Source organism: Halocella sp. SP3-1, from assembly GCF_003953885.1.
Classification (GTDB): Bacteria; Bacillota; Halanaerobiia; order Halanaerobiales; family DTU029; genus Iocasia; species Iocasia fonsfrigidae.
Map to the genome: position 1 here is coordinate 3,084,452 of NZ_CP032760.1, position 22,258 is coordinate 3,106,709.

The following is a 22,258-nucleotide window of genomic DNA, read 5'->3' on the forward strand; positions in this document are numbered from 1 at the left end:
TTAACTATTAGATTTATAATGCCCTCTCCTTTTAATTTATCTGTTAGTTCAAATTTTACATTACATATTTGAATTCGATAAAAAAATATTAACCCCTTTATCTAGTAAGAAAAAACTTAAAAAAAATGGCTTCGTCACCCAGACTTAATCAAAATACATCAGCTTTTTTAACTCAAACTTTATTACACATAGTTTAATCAATAAACTATTAACCAGACAAATTACGCTTAATTAATAAAAAACAAGAATTCAAAATATAATTATTAACTTTAATGTAATATTACTGTAATAAAACCGTTACATCTCTATGTTAATCTTGTAATAACATACAACAGGAGGTAATCATATTATGAAAAAAACAAGAAATTGGACAAGTGCTTTTGCTGTAGTAATTTTGATAATAAGTTTTATAATAACTTCCCCAAGTTTAGCTCAAGTAGAAAAAGACCAGGTAGCAGGGAGTTTTACCCTTTATACCTCTCAACCAGATGCTGATGTTGAGGCATTAGTTGAGGGTTATAATAAAAAGTATCCTAAGGTTAGAGTCAACATATTCCGTTCAGGTACAGAAGAAGTTATTAGTAAATTAATGATTGAAAACAAGGCAGGAAAAATCCAGGCAGATGTTTTATTAGTAGCTGACAATGTTACCTTCGAAAGACTAGCTAAAGAAGGTATCTTATATTCATATAAATCTCCAGAATCATCAGCTATTCCTGCTCAATTTGTTGATCCTGAGGGAATGTATACAGGTACTAAGATAATATCCACTATTGTAGTAGTAAATACAAAACATGTTAGTAAAATACCTGATTCCTGGAAGATCTTAATCAGTAATGACGCTGAAAATAACGCTATGATGCCCAGTCCATTATATTCTGGAGCAGCAGCCTATAACCTTGGGGTATTAACACGTCAATCCAAATTCACCTGGGATTTTTACAAAGCTCTTAACAACAATGGTATCAGAGTAGGTAAAGGTAATGGCTCAGTTATTAAGGCTGTTGCTTCTGGTGAAAAAGATTATGGCATGGTTATTGATTATATGGTAGCCAGGGCCAAAAAACAGGGGTCTCCTGTTGATTTAATATATCCTAAGGAAGGTGTTCCAGCTATAACTGAACCAATTGGTATTATTAAATCTTCAGATAACAAAACACTGGCTAAAACCTTTGTAGACTTTGTCTTATCTGAAGAAGGACAGAAATTAGCTGTAGAGATGGGTTACACCCCTATTCGTTCAGGTTTACAGGCCCCAACAGGATTAAAAACAATAGATGAAATTAAGTTTTTAGAAGCAGATACTCAGGAATTATTAAAATCACGGGAAAGTGATAAGAAAAAGTTCAGCTATATTTTTAATCAATAAGCCATAACTTTGGAGGGAAATATATGCCTTTACTTAAGAGTAAGGACCATAAATTATGGTCCTTACTGGCAATTTTTAATATCAAGAAAAAGATTTACACAGGTATCGTTCTTTTACTGGTATTATTTTTCTTTATTTTACCAATAGCAAAATTAGCAATTATTAGTTTCAATTATGAAGGTAAATTTAGTATATTAAATTATTATAATATACTACTTGAAGATAGGACATGGGATACCTTAAAAAATACCCTAATTATCGTTTTGAGCTCTTCACTATTAGCCCTAATCATAGGCACAACTTTAGCCTGGTTAACTGCCTATACAGATATACGGGGGAAAAAAATTATTAAAATCTTATTATTTATTCCTTTTGTTATTCCCTCATATATAATTTCTCTATCCTGGATACAGTTAATAAATTCAGCAGAGCTGTTTTCGGAGCTTTCACTAAATATATACAGCTATGGTGGAATAATCTTTGTAATGGGAATCTGTCACTGCCCCCTAATCTTTCTAATGACTGAAACAGTCTTTCGCAAAATCCCCCGGGATTTAGAATTTGCCGGAAGGACCTGTGGTTGCAGCCGTTTTAAGGTAATATGTAAAATAACCCTACCAATGGCAGTACCGGGAATAAGCAGTGGTTGTATACTTACTTTTCTGGCCAGCTTGAGTAATTTTGGGATTCCAGCCTTTCTTGGTATCCCGGCCAATATTAATGTCTTAAATACTGTTATCTATCAAGAAATCGTCGGCTTTTCTTCAAATTCATTTAACAGAGCAGCAACCCTAGCTTCATTACTCGGCGTAATAGCCCTCTTAGGCAGTCTAATCCTTTGGTACTTTTCGCGTAAATCAAAGATACTCGAAACCTTTAAAGAAGATTATCAACCAAGAATCTTTTTAGGTAAATATAGAATAATCATAGAAATAATCACCTGGCTTTTTTTATTGAGCACAAGTATAATCCCTTTATTAGCAATGATAAAAACCTCAGTAATTAAGGCCTACGGCCTTGATTTTATCTGGAAAAACCTGACCCTTGATCATTACAAATTTATTCTTTGGCAAAGTAATAAAACTATCTCTGCGATTAAAAATAGCTTATTATTAGCTATAATTACAACTATTGTCTGCCTTATATTAGGTACAATGATTGCGTATTATCGAGTGCGTAAAAAAACAATAGTCAGCCGTATGATCGAAATTGTAGTAAGTATTCCCTATGCCCTACCTGGTATAGTCTTTGCACTTGCTATCATACTCATCTGGATAGAACCAATCCCAGGATGGAGCCCGGGTATTTATGGTACAGTCAAACTTATTTTTATAGCTTACATCATTCGTTTTCTAATCTTACAGATTAGAGGAAGTATTACTTCTATCTTACAGGTTGACATTTCAATGGAAGAAGCAGCTAGACTAAGTGGTGCCAATTTAATAATAAGGTGGAAAGAAATACTCTGGCCTTTGCTCTATTCAGGTGTTTTAGGGGCAGCCTTACTTGTATTTGTAAATGTCTTAACAGAATTAACTGTCTCTTCAATACTCTGGTCAAGTGGTTCAGAAACTATTGGGGTAGTTATCTTTAATCTCGAACAGGCTGGTTATACAAGCTATTCTACTGCTTTTTCATCATTAATTGTCATTATGATTTCCCTATGTTTCGTAGTCTTTAACATTGTTAATAAATATAGTAGATCAGGAGTGAAAACACAATGAGTATTAAGATTTCGAATTTAAGTAAAAAATTTGGTGATTTCAAAGCCCTTTCTTCAGTTAACCTAAATATAAAGCAAGGGGAATTTGTAGCTATTGTTGGGCCTTCAGGTTGTGGCAAAACTACATTATTGAGGCTAATAGCTGGCTTTGAACAACCTACAACAGGTTATATAAATATGCAGAACAAAACAATATCTAGCAAAAATAAATTACTAGCACCTGAACAGAGAAATATCGGTATGGTCTTTCAAAATTTTGCCCTCTGGCCACATATGAGTGTTAAAGAACATATCCTCTTCTCACTTAAAAACCACAATTACACTGCTCAAAATCTTAAAAAGAATACAAAAGAAAGGGTAGAAGAAATTTTAGAAATAGTAGGCTTGAAAAATTTCGCTAATAAAATGCCTGTTGAATTATCAGGTGGACAAAAACAACGTGTATCTCTAGCTAGGGCCATAGCCCCTCACCCCGCTCTTTTATTAATGGATGAGCCTTTAAGTAGTCTTGATATTTCCCTTAAAATGGATATGCGTCGAGAAATACAGACACTTCACCAGATCAGCAAAGCCACCATAATCTATGTTACCCATGATCAGGGGATTGCTATGGCAATGGCAGACAAAATAGTTGTTATGAATGAAGGAAAAATTGAACAAATAGGTAAACCAGAAGATATCTATACCAAACCCAAAACAGAATTTGTAGCTAGTTTTATAGGCAAAGCCAATTTAGTGCCTGGAAAATGGGAAAAATTTAATGAATTTGTTCCCCAATTTGCCAGCCATTTATCCTGGATAAATAATGATATTGCCGAAACATTCCATCAGATTAATATATTTCCAGTTAGACCAGAAGAATTTCATATCAAAAACAACAAGAATGGTATCCCAGCTGAAATTAAAAATGTATTATACCAAGGAAAAGAAATTCATTATACAGTTAGTGTCTTTGCTAAAGAATGGGAAATACACAGTAATCAACTGAATAAATATCAGATAGGCGATAAAGTAAGTCTTCATTATGACTTAGAACATGCCAATATTAAAGGAAAAAGAATAATACTATAATTTGAAAATAGAACACCCCTGTAATCTTAGTGTGACTTGCTTATGAAAGATTTATAAAAAATTATAACTATATGCTCTAAAGGTTTTATCATCAAAACAAACCATATAAACCTTCTGAATGTTTTTATCCTTATCCAAAAATTTTTTCATTACACTAATTGCTATTCCAGCTGCCCTTTTTAGTGGAAAACGATAGGCTCCTGTGCTTATTGATGGAAAAGCAATCGTTTTGATATCATTGGTAACTGCAAGTTCTAAAGAGTTTTTATAACAATTCGCCAAAAGTTGGTCTTCATTCTGTTTTCCACCATGCCAGACAGGACCAACTGTATGTATCACCCATTTGGCAGGCAAACTATAACCACCACTTATCTTAGCCTCTCCAGTCTTACAACCATTCAGCGTTTTACATTCTTCAAGTAATTCCAGACCAGCTGCTTTATGAATTGCCCCATCTACACCCCCACCACCCAGAAGAGAATTGTTGGCTGCATTAACAATGACATCCACCTTACATTCTGTTATATCTCCTTTGATGACTGCTAATCTATCCATAAAAACCCTCCTTACTAAGACATAAAGATATTTTTTCTTTAAATATTTATGAAAATAATCTAAAATATCCCCGCTAAAAAAGCAGGAATATTTATATATATATATATATATTTATAGAGTCTGTTCGAAAAGTATTAGTATATAGCCGCCGCGGATTATATACAGGCCAATGAACCCATTGGGTCCCATGGTTCTAATAATACAGCTTCTTTCTGGTAATCCTCCATTAATTCCTCTGATAAATATTTTTTATTTATGACCACTTCATAATTAAATTCTTCAAACCATTTATCACTCATAACAAAAAACCCTTTGTTTCCTGGTTCTTCTCCCCAGCTATTTTGCACCTTCCATCTATTTGCTTTATCATTATAAAGGTTAACTCCAGTAAATACCATAGCATGAGTTAAAACACTCTCACCATATTGCAATCTTTCTCCTTTATCTAAAGTAAAAGCTGTATTTAGAAGTTCTTCATAATTATACAAATCTGTATCCATTATTCCATAATCACGCTCTGACATCTGTCCTACATCACAGCCAAACCAGACAGGTTCACCATTTTTTATCTGAGCTATAGAAAGTTCTTTTAACATATCTATTTCAAGATTTAAATAATGTATCTTTTGCCCATCAATAACATTACCCAGAAATTCTACTGTATATGTTTGATGAAACGGCTTATCACTAGTTGGTGCATTAATTATACTAACATAATTATTCATCTTTATTTCAGAATATTTTTGATAAAATTCCAGGGGAGTTATATTTTCATCCCTAAAGAAATTATCTTCTTTATTTCTATATTCAAAATCAAAACTCTGTGGTGGCTCTCCTAAAAAATAACACAAAATAGAATAAATTTCATCAATCATTTCTTCTTTTTTATTGCGAAGTTCTGATAAGTTACCCCCCTGTTTATAATAATTCCTCAAAATCTTGGCATTATCCCGCAGCTTTAGATTTAATATTTTGTTCATAACAGCAGAATTACTGCTGGAATAACTTTCAGGCATAACATACTTGGGAACAATACCATATTTCTCTATTATTCCGGCAAACATATCCCACTGACCTCCGTCATTAGTAGGATTGTTTAGCAGCCACATAACTTTTCGACTAGTCAGATCCATATCTCTGGTTTCTATTATATTTTCTAGAAAATAATTTGATTTCTCCAGTTTATCCCAGAACATCGTATATGACTGAGATAGTTCAAAATCATGATTCTCAATATTTAGTTTATCAGAAATACTATATCTAATATTATTTAAAGCTGCAAACATCCAACACCTACCACTCTTTTTTTGATTAGTAACTTTACCAACATCAATTTCTTCAGAAAAATTATAATGTAAATTTGTTATGGATTCATGATTCATAGCTACATCATTAAAACCATTTTTTATCACTGCATCAGCTATAATTTTTTTCATTTTATTCTCATTAAAATTCTGTGAATATTTTTGAAGATTTTTTTTGTTAATAGCTTTGCTAGACATTTAAATCCCTCCTGTTTTTAAAAAACTTCATTATACCTTATACCTTTTACTATTTCTTAGCAACTACTTTTTTGTCCTACCATTATAATACTTAATATAATATATATTAAGTAATGCTATGTTCTATTTTATGTACTATATTTATTATAATTACTTTAACATTATGTACAACATAAGTTTTTTTCTTAGTGTAATTAAAAATAAATTGTATAAAATCCTTAAAAAAGAGTTTATAAAAAATACTTGACACTATCAAAAAAGAATCCTACTGAAAAAAATATTAGACACAAAGCAAGAATAACAATTATAATTTTATAAACCTTAATACTGATTAAATGCCTGGTTTTACTGACAATAACAGAGACAAAGCTAAACCAGGAAATATCAGATAAGATATGGCCAATATAGAATATAATAATACCTATTATACCAAAAGAATTATAAGAACTCATGATTAAGGAAAGCCCTACAACTGACCACCAGATAATAAAATATGGGTTAGTGACACTTAATATCACTCCGCTCAGTAGAATATTTTCCTGTCTATCATTATTAGCATCTTTTATATCAAGACTAACTTTATTTAAATATACATCCCGTAACATCTCAAAGCCCAGATAAACCAGAACTATTCCGCCTATCAGACCAATAATCAATCTAGCCAGATCAGTAGCAAGGTATTTTCCAACACCAATAAATATTAAGATTAGCAGGACTAACTCCAACAGGGCATGACCAATAGATAGAAAAAATCCGGTCTTTGAGCCATGACGGATACTCCTATCTACAGTATAGGTAAGCATAGAACCAGGCATCACAGCTCCTGAATAGCCAATAATTAATGATTTTAAAAATAAGGCTACCATCCTACTCAACCCCTTTAAACTATTAAATCACTCTATAAAATTATCTACATCTTTAAGAATATCCCCTGCACTACCATATAGGAGTAAGTCAAACATATTCTTTTTATCCACTTCATCTTTATTGATTAAGACCTTCTTACCCCTGGAGTGAAAAGGCAAATCACAAGCAGGACTAACTATCAGACTAGAGCCTATCACCAGAACCAGATCTGCTTCCTGGCAGTATTGGAAAGAACGCTTTAAAATATCCTCTGGCAGCTGATCACCAAAAAGTACAATATCAGGACGCAATCTGCCACCACAATACTGGCAGCCTATCTTTTCATAAAAGTCTCTGGCCGGGGCAGGTTTACCACAGTCCATACAACTGGCCCTATTCATAGTACCATGTAGTTCCAGAACATTCCTGCTGCCAGCCTTTTGATGGAGTCCATCTATATTCTGGGTAATAACAGCTGAAACATAGGACTCATCCTCCCACTTAGCCATTATTTCATGAGCTGCATTAGGCTGAGAGTCCCCATATTTACCAAAAAGATCCTTACAAAAAACATGAAATTTATCATATTCATTTTCCAGAATACTGCGATAAAAGGCATTCTGTTTTTGATAGAGGCCGTTTTTACTGCGGAAGTCAGGTATTCCAGATTCAGTTGAAATACCAGCCCCTGTTAGGACAACCATTGATTTAGCCCCTTTTATCCAGGATGCCAGCATCTCTTTATCATGACTGCTTGTTAGCATTTTATCCCTCCTCTAGTTCATCTCTTCCATAAAAACTTCAGCCAGACTTTGCTGCAGATTACAACCGAGTTCATGAAAACTCTTATCAAGGGCCCTCATAGTGCGGTATAATTTCTCCTCATAACAGTTCTCACCCATATGTCCTATTCTCAGTAATTTATTGCCAAACTGTCCCAGAGAATCAGCTATCATAACAGCAAATTTTCTGGTCATTATATGGTTTAATTGACGGTAGCTTATTCCTGCCGGAAGGCAAAAGGCAGTTACTGTATCTGAATAACCTGTTTCTGGGTATAGTTCCAGACCGGCAGCCGTCAGACTAGAACGTACGGCCCTGGCAATCTCCTTATGCCTGTCAAAAACCCCATCATCAGCCAGCCATTTATCTAGACCAGCATCAAGTGCATAGATATCACTGATGGCCTGAGTGTATGGGAAAAATTTCTTCTCATACCAATTCTGCCAGAGCTTAAGATTGGTATAAAAGCCTTTAATATCTGTCTGCCGTTCATTAATTGCCTCCCAGGCTGCAGGGCTTATACTCATAAAGGTTAAACCAGGTGGTACAGAAAGGCATTTCTGTGAACCCCCAAGCATAATATCAATCCCCCATCCATCCACCTCTACCGGTATACCACCTATAGCAGAGACTGCATCAACAACAGTTAAGATTTCATATTCCTGCAAAATCCCGGTAATCTCTGCTATGGGGTTAAGTACTCCAGTAGGTGTCTCACAATGAACAAAGGTAGCCAGTTTAAAATCATTATCCTGAGCAAGATAAGTCTGTAATTTAACCGGGTCAATAGCCCTTTCATAGGGAAATTCCAGGAGTTCAACATCTGCCCCATATAAATTAGCAAAATCAGCAAATCCCCTGCCAAAAATACCATTATCAAGAACCAGCACCCTATCACCTGGTTCAATTAAGGAAGCACAGGCACTCTCCAGACCGAGAATTCCCTCACCACTCATAATAATTGTATCGTTTTTTGTTCGCAAAAGTTTTTGTAACTTAGCAGTAGTATGAAGATAGTAATCAAAAAAATCAGGATCAAGGTCAGGGTTTGTTATCTTTTGGCTCATAGCTTGCCTAACCTCTTCACTTACTTCTGTTGGTCCTGGTGTCATTATTAATAAATCCCTCATCTAATCACTCCTTTTATTTTCTTCTCTCCCTGCTCTATAATAAAATCCCTTTATCCCTGTAAATTAACGACTATAATGTAATGCCCCACCTGCAAGATCAAGGGCCGCTTCATGGATTACTTCAGCAGTAGTAGGATGAGCATGAATTGTTTCAGTTAATTCTGCCACAGTCAATTTATTTTTAACAGCCAGTGTCACCTCAGCCAGCAAATCAGTAGCATGGGTACCAATAATTGAACCACCAATAAGTTGGCCACTCCCCTTTTCACTTATTAGTTTTATAAATCCTTCATCATGTCCTGCAGTCAAGGCCTTACCGTTAGCCATAAAAGGAAATCTCCCTACAGAAAAGTCAATCCCTTTTTTCTCAGCAGCCCGTTGACAAATACCTACTTCAGCAATCTCTGGATCGGTAAAAATAGCACTGGGAACTACTGTATAATCCATTCTAGAATCATCACCCATAATATTTTTAACAGCAACAACCCCCTGGTGTGAAGCAACATGAGCCAGTTGAATCTTATTGGTCACATCACCAATAGCATAGATGCCAGGTATATTTGTCTCCATCCTGTCATTAACCTTAATTCCGCCATTCTCATTTAATTCCAACCCTAGCTCCCCAGGATTAACCCCCTGATAAACCGGTTGACGCCCAACAGCCATTAAAACCTTATCAGCAGTAGCAAACTGTTCTTTCCCATCTTTATTAAAGAAAACCGAATAGGATTGATCAACACCTTGGCCTATTTTTTCTACCCGGGCACCTGTTACAATTCTAACTCCCTTTTTATTGGCCAAACGGGTTAATTCCTGTGAAATTTCAGGATCACAGCTCTCTACCACCTGATCAAGGTATTCAACTACTGTAACCTCCACCTCAAAAGCAGCCAGGATAAAAGCAAATTCCATTCCAATAATCCCCCCACCAACAACAACCATTCTGGGGGGCAATTCTTCTAAAGAAAGTGCTGCCTTACTATCAATAACTCCGGGTAAATCAGCACCCTCAATCGGTAGACCACTGGGTTTAGAACCAGTCGCAATAATAATATTATCAGCCTTTATTATTGAATACTTATCCTCTAGCAGTTCAATTGTGTTCTTATCCATAAGACTGCCCATAGTATTAAAAACATCAATACCATGTACATCCATCAACTGCTCTATACCACCCACTAATCTTTTCACTATTTTATCTTTTCTGGACTGTATTTTTGACCAGTTAAACGTTAAATATGGTACATTAAAACCATTTTCCTCAGCCTTAGAAAAATCTTTATATATCTCAGCAGACCGAACCAGGGCCTTAGTCGGAATACATCCCCAGTTTAAACAAGTACCACCAAGTTTATCTTTCTCTATTAGAGCAACCTTTGCCCCTAGTTGGGCAGCCTTTATGGCAGCAACATAACCACCTGGACCCCCACCTAAAATAGCTATGTCATACTTTTCACCTGGCTCTTTTTTCTTTTTATCATACACAGTAGTTTGACCCTTATCATCTTTAAATGATTTCTCTTCCTTAGTATCTTTAACCGTTTCTTCCTTAATAATAGCTAGGGTCTCTCCGGCCTTAATCTCCTCCCCCTCTACCACTTCTATCCGAGATATAATACCATCTACTGTGGCTGAAATCTTCATGTTGTTTTTAGCAGACTCCAACTCAAAAAGGGTATCACCAGCCCTGACAGCTTCACCCTCTTTTTTATAAATCCTGATTAATTTAGCTTTGCTTCCACCACCCTCAACACTATCCAGTATCACTTCAATCATTTAAAAAACCTCCTTAATATACTGAAAATAAAACAGGCCTCCCTCCTTAATAAAACTTTAAGAAAAGGAGACAGGCCTGTCCATTTGATTTTTCATAAAACTAGGCAAAATCAGGAGCAAATTCTTCAATAGAATCTTTAAGGAGTGTTGCTGTATAGGTTAATGTAGGACCAGCACCAAAGGTTAAGGCTACCATAGCAGCCTCCATAATCTCTTCTTTAGTAGCACCAGCTTTCAGTGCTTCATAAACATGGTAAACTATACAGTATTCACAGCGAATAACAAGAGCAATACCAATACTAATTAATTCCTTCTGTTTAGCATCTAGTTCACCTGGTTTATCACATGCCCCCAGCATATTCATAAAGGCATTTACCTGTTCACCACTCGTCTCTTTAACAGCACCTACACCATTATGAAAGGCCTCTAACATTTCTCTTGGGTTTCCAGCCATTCTTTTCCCTCCTGATATTTATGTATTTTTTCTTTCCATGTGATTATAACATATTTTTGGGATTAATTAAATACCCTGTCATTACTTTTATTTCCTTTTTTTTGACAAAGGGATAATAGACTTTTCAGCATTTTTTATTATTATGTTCTTATTTCTTGAATTAATACTTTCTCTTTCCTTTATTTCTCCCTGATGATAATTTATGATCTTTTAGATTATAAACTTTCTATAGAGATTTAAAATTTCTAAGAAATTATTAGAAATTAGTATATATTTATTTATAATTGCTTATATTAAAAAATAAATAAAAATATTTGGCCTTTTTAAACTTTGACTTTCTTTGACTTTGATGCTATCATTAATTTGTAAAATAAAAATACAATTTTTGGAGGTGGTTTTCAATGTTTGATTTAATTCCCTTTAGAAACCGTCGGCATGGAAAAGTAAGTGAGCTGGAAGATTCTTTTAATTCCCTGTTTTCCAACTTCTTTAATGATTTTATGGATATCAGTGGCTTCAGTTTTAAAGCAGATATCAAAGAAGAAGAAGACAAATACTTTATTGAAGCTGAATTACCTGGCCTCAATAAAGAAGAGATTAACGTTGAACTAAATGATGGCAGACTACTAATTTCCGCTTCCAGAAATGAAGTCGTAGAAAAAGATGAAGACAACTACATCTATCGTGAGAGAAGTACAGGTAAATTCCAGCGCAGTTTCCAGCTAGAAAATGTCAAAGAAGATGAAATAAGTGCAGAATATAAAAACGGAATTCTCAAAATTGAATTGCCAAAAGAAGAACCAGGCATGAAACGCAGAAGAGTTATAGACATTAATTAAAAAACTTCATTTTAAAAAAAGAGCAGTCTCAAAATGAGACCGCTCTTTCTTATCACAACTACCTTGATCTATTTTTTATTAAACAATTTTATCTGCTTAATTTTATCTTTAAAAAATTGTACTAACAATAAAAATTTAAACCCCTTAATCGACCGACATCTTTTTTTATAATCAAGAGATAAATTATTCATAATCAACTTACCAAGATACCAGCATTTCTCCTTAGTAAGTTGATTAATATGTTCAAGATTATCCTCAATAATCCTTTCATTGGCTTCAATTGGAATCGTATCTGATAGGAAATAATATAATATTGCTGCCAGGCTGTAAATATCTGAATAAGGACCCTGTCTTGTTTTTTCAGAGTAAAATTCTATGGGAGAAAAACCTGGGGTTAACAATATTTTTTTCTTTTTATTACACTTATATTCTACTGCAGAACCAAAGTCTATTATTACCGGTTTAGCCTGATTAATTATAATATTATTTGGTTTTATATCCCTATGAATATAACCCTTAGCATGTATAGCATTAGCAGCATCTAATATTGGAATAAATAGCTTCCTGAGAAATTCATCAAAACAAATCTCTTTGTTATTAATTATATCCTCCAGGGTTTGTCCAGCATAGTATTTCATTATTATATATACAGAACTATTTTCCTGAAAATATTCATTACAATTACAGATATATGGATTGTTTTTGAATTGACTCATAATCTGCGCTTCCTTAATAAACTGCCTTTTTGCCCTTTTATATTTATCTTTTAACTTATTACTTCTACAGATAACATTTATACCATCTATATCACGTAATACCAGGTTTTTAGGAAAATACTCTTTTATAACTACCCTTTCTCCACTTTTATTGAGCCCAAGATACACTATTGACAGATTACTTCTATCCTTAAGTTTTCTTAACACCCTGTATTCCCTATTCTTTAGAAAGGTATTCTCTGGAAGGTAAAGGTAATCTATCTCCTGATAAACCTCTCCCATATCTTCACCAACCCCTAAAATATATCCTTTATTTTATCAAATATTGTCTTCTTTTTCTCTTCTGTCAATTTAATTTTCTCAGTTATCCGCTTTATATCATCTTTTTTATCTATCTCTGTACAAATATCTAAAGCCTTCTGATAATTAATTAGGGCCTCATCATATTTTTCATTGGCAAATTGCAGTTCAGCATCACTCTCATATTTCTGGGCATTATAATATTTTTCCCTGACTACAGTATTATCTATTTTTCTATTAATTTTCTCTTCCCCATCAGCAATATTATTTTCCATGTAGATATTTCTAGCCTGTTTATAATTAAAAAGGGCCTCAGTAAATTTCTGCTCTTCAAGTAACATATCACCTGTTGTTTCATATTTACTAGCCTGTTTTTTATACTTCGCCAGACTGGTATTATTAATGATTTTATTTAGCTCCTCAGCCTTTTCAGTAAAACTATTTTCCTGACATATCTTTCTAGCCTGTCGATAATTAAATAAAGCCTCATCATAATTCTCTTCAGCTAATTGTATATTACCTGACTGTAAATACCTTTCTACTTTATCTCTATTTTTACTTACACTAATATTATTAATCTTATTCTGTATCCTTTCAGCCTCTTCATTCATATTTATTTGTACATATATACCCTTCGCATCAAGAAATCTCTCGCTGGCATTATTATACTCCCTGTTCTGAAGAGCCTCATCACCCTTATTTTCCAAATCTACAGCCTGCTGCACCTTAGCTTCAATAGACTTTTGCTCTTTTATTTCTCCTATCTTATTTATCTTCTCTTCAATTTGGCTTAGCCTGTCTGACAAACCCATTTTAGAATATATTTCTTTAACTTCCCTGTATTTAGCATCTGCCTGGCCAAATTCACTCAAATAAAATAACTGATCACCCTCTCTCTCTAATTCCTCTGCCTTGGCTAACCTGTTCTTTGCCTCTAGCTCTTCACGGGTTTTATTGGCCTTGTCAATCTTGGACTCAATCTCACTTATTTTTTCTGAATTATTAAGTTCTGTGTAGATTACTTTAGCCTCAATATAATTCATAACGGCTTTTTCAAATTGATTTAACTTAAAAAATTCATCTGCAGCTGTTTCAATTCTCTGGGCATTTTCCAATTTTGAACTTACAGTTATCAAACTCTGGGATTGCTCCGCTTTTTTTACCAGTTGATTAATTTTATCTGTCATCTTATAGCTTCTATAAATAGCGATAGCAGAGTTGTATTTTCCCCTAGCAATAGAATAATTCTTTGATTCAAAGAAAAGATCACCTTCTTCTTCATAAGATACAGCCTTTAATAACCCTGATACCATTTCAATATTTTCCTCTATATCCTCAATATCATAATCATTTGATCGAAGGTAATTTGCCTTGGCCTCATTCAATTTATCCAGGGCAAGTTGATAATCACCCTTTTTATAATAATCCATACCCTCCTTTTCCTGCTTTCTACCAGCTATAACTGTTTCAACCCTATCAATCTTTTCCTGGGTCTCAGCTGCCTCTTCTTCTTTTTTCAATTCTACATAATTCTCTTTAGAACTCATATAAGCCGCTAAAGCCTCTTCATATTTACCCTCATTATATAATTCATCACCACTTTTTTCACGTTCAACAGTAGTAGTAACCCTCTGCTTCATTAATATACGGGCAGCTTTACGAGCATTTATAGTCTTAACCCTCCTATAAACTGCATAACCCCCGGTTAAAATAAGAATCGGTATTAAAAATATAGCTACCTTTTTATATAACTTTTTCTTTTCTCCAGACTCCTTAAATACCTTTTTCGCAAAAAACGATACCATTGTATAATTTGCTAATTCACTTTCAACCATATTTACCAGATCTTCTTCTAAACTATTTACAAATTCATCTGGTTCTGAGTTTTCTTTAAGTATATCTTCAATCTGCTGGTCATCAATATTCTCCCAGAAACCAGGGGTGCAGGCCAGTATAACATCACTATCACTTAGTTTCAATTTTTTACTAACAAAGGGTTTTACCCTCTTTTTTTCCCCCAGATACTTAGTCAAATTATTCCTTTCAATGTGATGATTAAGCTGTCTTTGACTGATATCACCGGCTTCTAGCATTATCTGGGCAATACTATGATCTTTACTTTTGACACTTATTTTGTCTTTATGCAAATGATATAACCTGGTATTCCCAACATTTCCCCAGACAATAGAAGTATAATCACTTACCACTACCAGTACTGAGGCATGTAATTTCACAATCTTACTCTCATTTATCAGCAGTTTATTAGCATTTTTGATATATTTTTTAATCACCCTCCGTGAAATAGACGGGCGTTCAGTAAAGTCACTAATTATATTTCCTACTACAAGCTCTGAACTCAATTGTTCATCTGCTGAATCAAGACCTGTCGCTAGTACCCAGCAGGCAAAATCATCAAGCTCCACAAAAGCAAAATAATCACGATTATCCTTAAAATCACCTGCATCAGTCACAAAAGCCGTTACAAAATCACTATTATCTTTTCGCATCACAATCACCTCTATTACCTAATATTAGTTAACAATATTTAATTTTTATAAATATAAAACTATTCTTTAACAAGCTGCTGCCCTGGATTAATAATTTTTATTGTTCCCCCATAGGCACACTTTATTGTCGAAGTCTCCAATAAAACAGTTTTACCTTTTATCACAACACTATCTTTCCCGCTTTTCCATTTACCAGTAGGTTTAGGTGTACAAGGGGGAGAATCGTGCCTTTTGCAGGTAGCAAAGCTTGGCATATTAGACCTTTTGTTATCATCAACAGTTGCCACTGGTTTTCCCATAATATATACCTGAGCTTTATCAGCAACATTAAATACACAGGGGGCAGTTCCTTTACTGCATTTTAAAACCGCACCATGACAGACAAATAATTTACCCCCTTTACCTACTTCATCTATCTCACCATCGGCTTTACTTTCCTTAGCACCATTACTGCCTTCATCAGGAGAATCATCCCCCTGGGCTGCTGAAACAGCCTGTCCACTTTTTTGTTCACTACTACCCTGCCCCTGCTCACCCTCATTCTCCTTCAGCTCACTGGGGAATATAATGTCATCACCCTGATAAACCCAGAGAAAATCACCCATAAGCCTATTCTCTTCCTGAAGGTAGCTATTCGCTTCAATGGCATTTATATCTCCCACTGCAGCCTCTTCAAGAGTAAAGTAATTAACAATCATACCATCTTGATAGTAATATGGTGCGTTTTTAACTAACCATATCCCATAATCACCATCTTCAAACTTCTTAATTACCAGCTCATGTAATTTATTATCCGACTCATTATTACTTGATATATATAAGTCATTATTATCTCTAAGGTCATATCTATTACCATAGCAGTCCTCATAATCAATAGAATCTCCCTTACTGGGCTTAATCCCCTTCCCCAGGAAATCATCACCCAGTTTTATCTTGCATTCCCTGTTTTCTGACTCATCATCTCTAAGAAAGTCAATGTTGTTTTTTAAATCAAAGCTAAAGTAATCCTTTCCCATCATTACCTCCCCCTTATGCCTTATAATTACTCCCCGGCAGATATGAAACAACTATCTCTGGTAGGTGAAGATTATAGTCACCATTTTGGAAGTCCTTGATTATAATCCGTCCGTTCTCATTTTTATTTTTGTTATTATAGTATTGAATCAATAATTCATCTACGTCATCATTGTCATCAAGCAGCTGAATATAATAGACCTTTAGTTCATATAATCCCTTTTTAAAAAGCTCATGACACTTTAACCCCCCATCCCATTTAAGTTTCTTTATATCACTGATCTTAAAACCGTCGATATAGATTTCACCATCTTCACTGCTGGCCTTATAGCCTATTTCATTATCTATATAACTGGCATAAAAACATAGACTGCTGGACTGATTATTGTTATTACAGATTTCTTTATATTTACAATCCACAACTTCAGGTCTGTTTTTACAGTAGCCTTTATTACTGTAAATCTGGTACTCCTTTCCCTCAGCCGGCTCTACTTTTTTACCCTTGGTTCCCATTAAAATCATTTCATTATAAAAGAGATTACTTTCATCATAAGTAAAATGCAAACCATAATCTCCGTTTTTAAAATTCTCTATCTTTATAGCCTCAATTATATTAGCCTTTTTGAAACGGCTCTCCTGTAAATACCAGACATCCTTGACATACTGGTGATTCTTCAGGCCTATCAACAGGGTGTTTTCACTTAAGGAAAAGGTATATCTGCCCCCCTCACTATCTTCATATTTTATAAGTCCATTTTCAAGAGATTTTTTTATTCTCAGACCTTCTCCAAGAAGAGTTTCTCCTATAATAATACCCTCAGCCTGATTAGGGGTTTCTTTATCTTTATTAAACTTATAATTATATGCTTCTCCCGAATCAAGCATTATTTCAATCTTATCATCCACCGGCTTAATTGCTTTGCCCTTTTTATATTTCTTTAATTTATCAGCATATATTGTACCTGATAGGAGGTGATAGCGAGGCAGCTCTATACCATAATCACCATTATTAAAAAATTCAATTGTTATCTCATTTTCACACTCACTACGCCATAATTCTTCAGCAAGCCCATACCTTATTTTCAATACCTTTTCTACCTCTGAAATCACTGAAGGCTTGTATTCTATTAAGGTATATTCAACCTTTAAAACCAGTCTATCACTATCTTCATCCTCACTATCCTGCTCATAAAACTCTTCCCGGTATTCCTCCCTTGTTTCCATATCAAACCTTGTTTTCCTGATATACTTAATATTTTTACCGATTATATGACCATTAAGGGTGATATCCCCTTCACCATTGGAATCCTGATATGTCTCTCTCTCACCAAACCCAGCGTAAAATTCATAGGATTCAGTACTTTGCCCACTCCCTTGATCCCCTTCTCCTTCTACTGTATCTTTTTTATAGCTGCCGTATAACTTATGACTATTTTTTTGAAAAAACTTATGGGGTTGAAAGCCAATTATATAATCTAATGTCTTATATTTAGTGATAACATAATCATACTCTTTTTGCTGATTATCTCCTCCTTCACTATCTTGATTATTATCTTTGGATTCCTCAGGATTATCTTTGGAGTCTTCAGAAAAACTGCCAAGAAGACCATTTTCATCAAAATATGAATTGTGGTCCAGGTCTAATATATCCTGATAGCTCTTATCAGTATATGAAATACCCAATCCTAAGGTATTAGCCTGGGCTTCAATCACACTTAGATCTTCAATACGATAGAGTGCTGTTATTCTTTCCGGGTCATTTATGTTATGAAAACCAACCTCTATACCCTGCAGGAGTATCCTTTTAAAATAAGCAGTAGAAAAGTTTTTATATAACTCACTTAAATATTTATTTTTCACCTTTTCCACATCAAAAGAGTCATTGACTGAAATCAATTTATTAATTATTTTCTTATAATGTTTACAGGTAGGGTCATGGACAAAAACAGGAGTACTCCAATATACCAGTTTTGGTTCCAATTCTTCAAAAGATAATAAATCCTTAGTCTCTGTATTAATTTCATCCCCTTCTATTTTAGTAATAGTTAGTTCATCACCCTCTATAATCAAATCAGGGTTAGCAAGATGGTTTTCCTCAGCCAGCGATTCTACAGTAACACCCTTATCACTATATTCCTCAGCAATCTCAGATAAGGTTTCTCCTTTCTCTATCTTACGAATCTCACTGCTTACTACCCTTGAACTACCATATTTACTGTATTTAAACAAATCACCCAGGATATTATCCATAATCTTCTCATCGAAAAATGCCACATAGTAATTATCTTTTTCTACTGTATATTCATTCCCCATCAGGTTAGCTATAGCCTTCAAATTACCCAAAATACGGGCATTACCCTTGATTTCATTTTGATAGACCTCTTCATTAGCTGGATTCAAACCATCTCTAACCCCCTTGAAGTCCAGGTCTTTTAAACTCTTTCCTACTATCTCAAACATATCCCAGACACCCGGGGCATCAATCTCTATCTGAGCTATCATTGGGTCATCAGTATTCTGGCCAAAGATTAATGACAGCTTGTCCGGGCCCTTTAATAATTCTACTAGATTTAACTCCTTTTTCAAGGCATCAACAGCAGCCTCAAAGGCCTTAGCATAATCAACCTCCCCCTCTTCCATCCGATCCTTAACCGCCTGCCTGACACCGACTGAAATTGGCTGAGCACTAATTACCAAACCCATCCCCAGTATAACCAGCTGCCAGACCCCGGACTTACATAAGATTGTCCCCAAAGCCATCACCATTGACATTGCCTTAGCAGCTACCCTGTTAAGCACAATTTCCTTATTAAACTCATGGAAAAAGTACGCATTCTCCTGGCCTGCTGGCAACCTACCCAGGTCCTTCAACTTCTCCATTCTAAGCTTAGCCGTAACCAGGGCAGGGCCATAGACAGCTAACCAGTTCTGGACAAATTCAGTTAATTTTTTTAAAGGAATATTCCTATTTTCACTAAGTTCTCCAAGTTCCTTTTTAAACTTATCCGGACTCCAATTCTTATTCATCTTATCATAGGAATAACCAATCATTAGTTTAATTATTTCAGTAGCAGTATCAAACTGCATCTCCTCTATCTCTTCCTTAGTATAAGCCACCTTATCCATATTTGATAATCTCACAGCATTAGACGCAGAACTTGTCAATCCTCTAAAAGAACTCAAAAAGAAATCCTTATTCCCCTCATTAAACATATCCTGAAGAACTTCCCCGATCGTATCTCCCTTTGGCCCCTTAATATTTTTCCAGGCACCCACAAAAGTACTACCCCAGTCTGCTATATAATATAAGTCATTCTTCAACATACCCCTACTCTCTTCATCACCCATGTTAAATACCACTGTGTAGTTGTCGGCTATTTTATTGGCATCTTTAATATTTGCTTGAGGTTCAATATTATCATTCCAAACAAAGTCAATTATTTCTGTTTTAGATGACATCAATGCTTTACCTTTCTCTATTTGATACATGTAAAAATAACCTCTGTTTTCTTCTATTATTTCACCATCTTCAATTCGATGATCCCTCTCAAAGAATATCACCTTCCCTTCACTTAGTTTTTTATCCTTTATATAATTATTAATGTCCTCTTCCAAATCATTCTGATACATTTCTTCTAAGTCCATAACCATACTTTACTCCTCCTTTTTCCCATTCAATTTTTCATACTCATATATTTGAAAATCATCTTCAACTAAATTACCATTTTCATCATATTTATAATTATATTTTGAATTTATACGAATATTCCCTTCCGCATTTTTCTTTACAAAACTTATTTTCTTTCCCTTTTCATCATATTCATATTCTTTTATCCAGTGTATATCCCCACTATTATAATAATTAATCTCTTTTATTAAATTCCCCTTTTCATCATATTCAAGATCATATATTGTATAAGATTTTCCATCATCTATATCAATGAATTTAATCATATTACCCGTTTCATCATATACCATTTTATAATGACTAAAAAGAGTACTCTTACCTTTTTTATTATAATCCTTTTTTATATTTTCAATCCTATTCCCATCTTTACCATATTTAGCAATTTGAACTCTTTTACTACCATTAAAAGGGAAATAAGATACTACCTTAGTCCACTTTCCATCCCTGTTATATTCTGTTGTTTTCTTAAACCCTCCAATTGTATCCCTTTTCCTGCATTTCATATCACCATTTCTGTGATATTCAAAGTTTATCCATTCAACTTTTTCACCCTTAATGTTATATCTCTCATACAAAATCAACTGATTGCTGAAATTATATTTATATATAGACTTACCAAGGGCTTCATGCATGTTCTCTTTAATTATCCTATCCTTATTAAGTTCTTTAATATCATAACTCCCACTACGCCAGCGATATTTGGAGGTATCTTCCACAACTTTAGTTATATTCCTTTCAACCTTTAAACCCTTTTCATTATACTTATATTCCTTATTCTCAATTACTTCTCCATCACCATTTTTGTATGTAATCCTGGTTACATTACCCCTGTCATCATACTCATATTCCACCGAACCACTAATCGGTCCCTGATTATTTCTAACCCCTTCTTTTATTGTCTCTTTCACTAGAACATATTCCGGTATTTCCTTTTCCACTTTAACTTCCTGCATTAATTCTTCTTCCTTATTACAGGCAGCTAGAGTAAACATTAGTGTGAGGGATATAAGTAAGACAAGTGTTTTTTTGATAAACTTGTTTCTTGACATTCTCTCTACCACTCCTTTCCTTTGTTTTTTACTTTTAATTTTCCTTTCCACCACTTATTTAAATCAATTACTGCTAAAATCCTAGTATTGATAGATTATAATAATTATTTATAAGGGAAGTTAAGGATTCGCCAGACTCCACTCCCATCTTAAACAAAGATTCCATTGAACGTTAAATAATTATTATAATCTATCACTTTTAAATTATTACTTAACCGCAAAAGTACTGCCCCAATCTGCTATATAATATAAGTCATTCTTCAACATACCCCCGGTCTCTTCATCACCTATGTTAAATCCCGCTGTGTAGTCGTCGGCTATTTCGTTGGTATCTTTTTATACTTACTGTGCTATCAGCAAACAACTTTTAATTGTTGCTGATAGCTGTTATATTATTATTATTTATAACGTTCTTTAAAATCATCAAAGTCACCACTACTATATTCCTGCCAATCGATCCCCTGATTGTTTTTTCCTGCTAAAACCTTTATTTCCCCACTTTCTCTGTCCATAACTACCTTTATTTTATTTGAGGGTTCACCAGTCTCTACATCCCTGCTATTGTAACCACATTTCACATAAAATTCATCAATGTTCTCCTCCTGTGGAACCCCTCCCCAGTTTTCTCCATCTGCTGAGATTATTTTTGTAAGTTCCTCTGGTACTATGTGGTTTAAAACAGTTGGTAAATGAATTAATCTACCAGCAGGATTCTCCAGACCTGCATTAACAAAATTCCTTACTGTAATAACTACTAAAGCAGCTGCTTTATCTAATTTATTAATCATTATATTTATGATCATCATTTCTTCACTATACTGTTCTGTATTCTGAACTTTTTCTTGAGTCTCTTTACTATCTTCCAGCTGACTTGAATTATCCTGTACAGCTCCACACCCAGTAAATATAAATAGCAGACAAAATATCAAAAGCAGT

General features: G+C 34.3%; 17 protein-coding genes. 4 read left to right on the forward strand and 13 right to left on the reverse strand.

Features of this window, described 5'->3' with window-relative positions:
• The first annotated feature begins 349 nt into the window (after positions 1–349).
• Genes D7D81_RS14895 through D7D81_RS14905 form a run of 3 tightly spaced genes read left to right on the forward strand, consistent with a single transcriptional unit; the run spans position 350 to position 4,163 of the window.
• Positions 350–1,369 carry an ABC transporter substrate-binding protein gene (locus tag D7D81_RS14895; RefSeq protein ID WP_125990841.1) on the forward strand — a complete coding sequence of 340 codons (1,020 nt, stop codon included), beginning with the start codon at positions 350–352 and terminating at the stop codon, positions 1,367–1,369.
• A 23-nt stretch (positions 1,370–1,392) separates the two neighbouring features.
• Positions 1,393–3,093 (forward strand): ABC transporter permease, encoded by a 1,701-nt coding sequence (locus tag D7D81_RS14900; RefSeq protein ID WP_125990842.1) that lies wholly within the window; start codon positions 1,393–1,395, stop codon positions 3,091–3,093.
• On the forward strand, positions 3,090–4,163 hold the full coding sequence (locus tag D7D81_RS14905) for an ABC transporter ATP-binding protein (RefSeq protein ID WP_125990843.1): 1,074 nt from the start codon (positions 3,090–3,092) through the stop codon (positions 4,161–4,163). Before D7D81_RS14900 ends, D7D81_RS14905 begins: the two co-directional genes overlap by 4 nt.
• Positions 4,164–4,214: 51 nt before the next feature.
• Here the strand turns inward: D7D81_RS14905 and D7D81_RS14910 are convergent, their stop codons facing one another.
• The 7 genes from D7D81_RS14910 to D7D81_RS14940 all read right to left on the reverse strand — a co-directional run bounded on the left by D7D81_RS14910 (position 4,215) and on the right by D7D81_RS14940 (position 11,209).
• Entirely contained in the window at positions 4,215–4,718 is a 504-nt protein-coding gene (locus tag D7D81_RS14910; RefSeq protein ID WP_125990844.1) for an O-acetyl-ADP-ribose deacetylase, read from the reverse strand.
• Positions 4,719–4,873: 155 nt separating this feature from the next.
• A complete protein-coding gene (locus tag D7D81_RS14915; protein WP_125990845.1) occupies positions 4,874–6,220 on the reverse strand; it encodes a C1 family peptidase in 1,347 nt (448 codons plus the stop codon).
• Between the two features lie 230 nt (positions 6,221–6,450).
• Positions 6,451–7,086: a LysE family translocator gene (locus D7D81_RS14920; protein ID WP_125990846.1), complete on the reverse strand. Its 636-nt coding sequence runs from the start codon at positions 7,084–7,086 to the stop codon at positions 6,451–6,453.
• Positions 7,087–7,113: 27 nt separating this feature from the next.
• Complete coding sequence (locus D7D81_RS14925; protein WP_125990847.1) at positions 7,114–7,830, reverse strand: SIR2 family NAD-dependent protein deacylase; 717 nt, start codon at positions 7,828–7,830, stop codon at positions 7,114–7,116.
• Between the two features lie 12 nt (positions 7,831–7,842).
• Positions 7,843–8,979 carry a pyridoxal-phosphate-dependent aminotransferase family protein gene (locus D7D81_RS14930; protein ID WP_125990848.1) on the reverse strand — a complete coding sequence of 379 codons (1,137 nt, stop codon included), beginning with the start codon at positions 8,977–8,979 and terminating at the stop codon, positions 7,843–7,845.
• A gap of 63 nt (positions 8,980–9,042) precedes the next feature.
• Positions 9,043–10,755, reverse strand: a complete 1,713-nt coding sequence (gene lpdA, locus D7D81_RS14935; protein ID WP_125990849.1) for a dihydrolipoyl dehydrogenase — start codon at positions 10,753–10,755, stop codon at positions 9,043–9,045.
• A 100-nt stretch (positions 10,756–10,855) separates the two neighbouring features.
• Positions 10,856–11,209, reverse strand: a complete 354-nt coding sequence (locus D7D81_RS14940) for a carboxymuconolactone decarboxylase family protein (RefSeq protein WP_125990850.1) — start codon at positions 11,207–11,209, stop codon at positions 10,856–10,858.
• A 401-nt stretch (positions 11,210–11,610) separates the two neighbouring features.
• Between D7D81_RS14940 and D7D81_RS14945 the strand changes: the two genes are divergently transcribed.
• Positions 11,611–12,048 carry an Hsp20/alpha crystallin family protein gene (locus tag D7D81_RS14945; protein ID WP_125990851.1) on the forward strand — a complete coding sequence of 146 codons (438 nt, stop codon included), beginning with the start codon at positions 11,611–11,613 and terminating at the stop codon, positions 12,046–12,048.
• A 68-nt stretch (positions 12,049–12,116) separates the two neighbouring features.
• Here the strand turns inward: D7D81_RS14945 and D7D81_RS14950 are convergent, their stop codons facing one another.
• From D7D81_RS14950 to D7D81_RS14975, 6 genes are all read right to left on the reverse strand, one after another.
• Positions 12,117–13,046 (reverse strand): serine/threonine-protein kinase, encoded by a 930-nt coding sequence (locus D7D81_RS14950; protein WP_125990852.1) that lies wholly within the window; start codon positions 13,044–13,046, stop codon positions 12,117–12,119.
• 14 nt (positions 13,047–13,060) lie between these two features.
• Positions 13,061–15,571, reverse strand: coding sequence for a hypothetical protein (locus D7D81_RS14955; protein WP_125990853.1), 2,511 nt, complete (start codon positions 15,569–15,571; stop codon positions 13,061–13,063).
• 59 nt (positions 15,572–15,630) lie between these two features.
• A complete protein-coding gene (locus D7D81_RS14960; protein WP_125990854.1) occupies positions 15,631–16,590 on the reverse strand; it encodes a DUF4280 domain-containing protein in 960 nt (319 codons plus the stop codon).
• 10 nt (positions 16,591–16,600) lie between these two features.
• Positions 16,601–20,236, reverse strand: a complete 3,636-nt coding sequence (locus D7D81_RS14965; RefSeq protein ID WP_125990855.1) for a LysM peptidoglycan-binding domain-containing protein — start codon at positions 20,234–20,236, stop codon at positions 16,601–16,603.
• A 3-nt stretch (positions 20,237–20,239) separates the two neighbouring features.
• A complete protein-coding gene (locus tag D7D81_RS14970; protein ID WP_125990856.1) occupies positions 20,240–21,322 on the reverse strand; it encodes an RHS repeat domain-containing protein in 1,083 nt (360 codons plus the stop codon).
• Between the two features lie 398 nt (positions 21,323–21,720).
• Positions 21,721–22,251: a hypothetical protein gene (locus tag D7D81_RS14975; RefSeq protein ID WP_205739234.1), complete on the reverse strand. Its 531-nt coding sequence runs from the start codon at positions 22,249–22,251 to the stop codon at positions 21,721–21,723.
• Between the last annotated feature and the right edge of the window lie 7 nt (positions 22,252–22,258).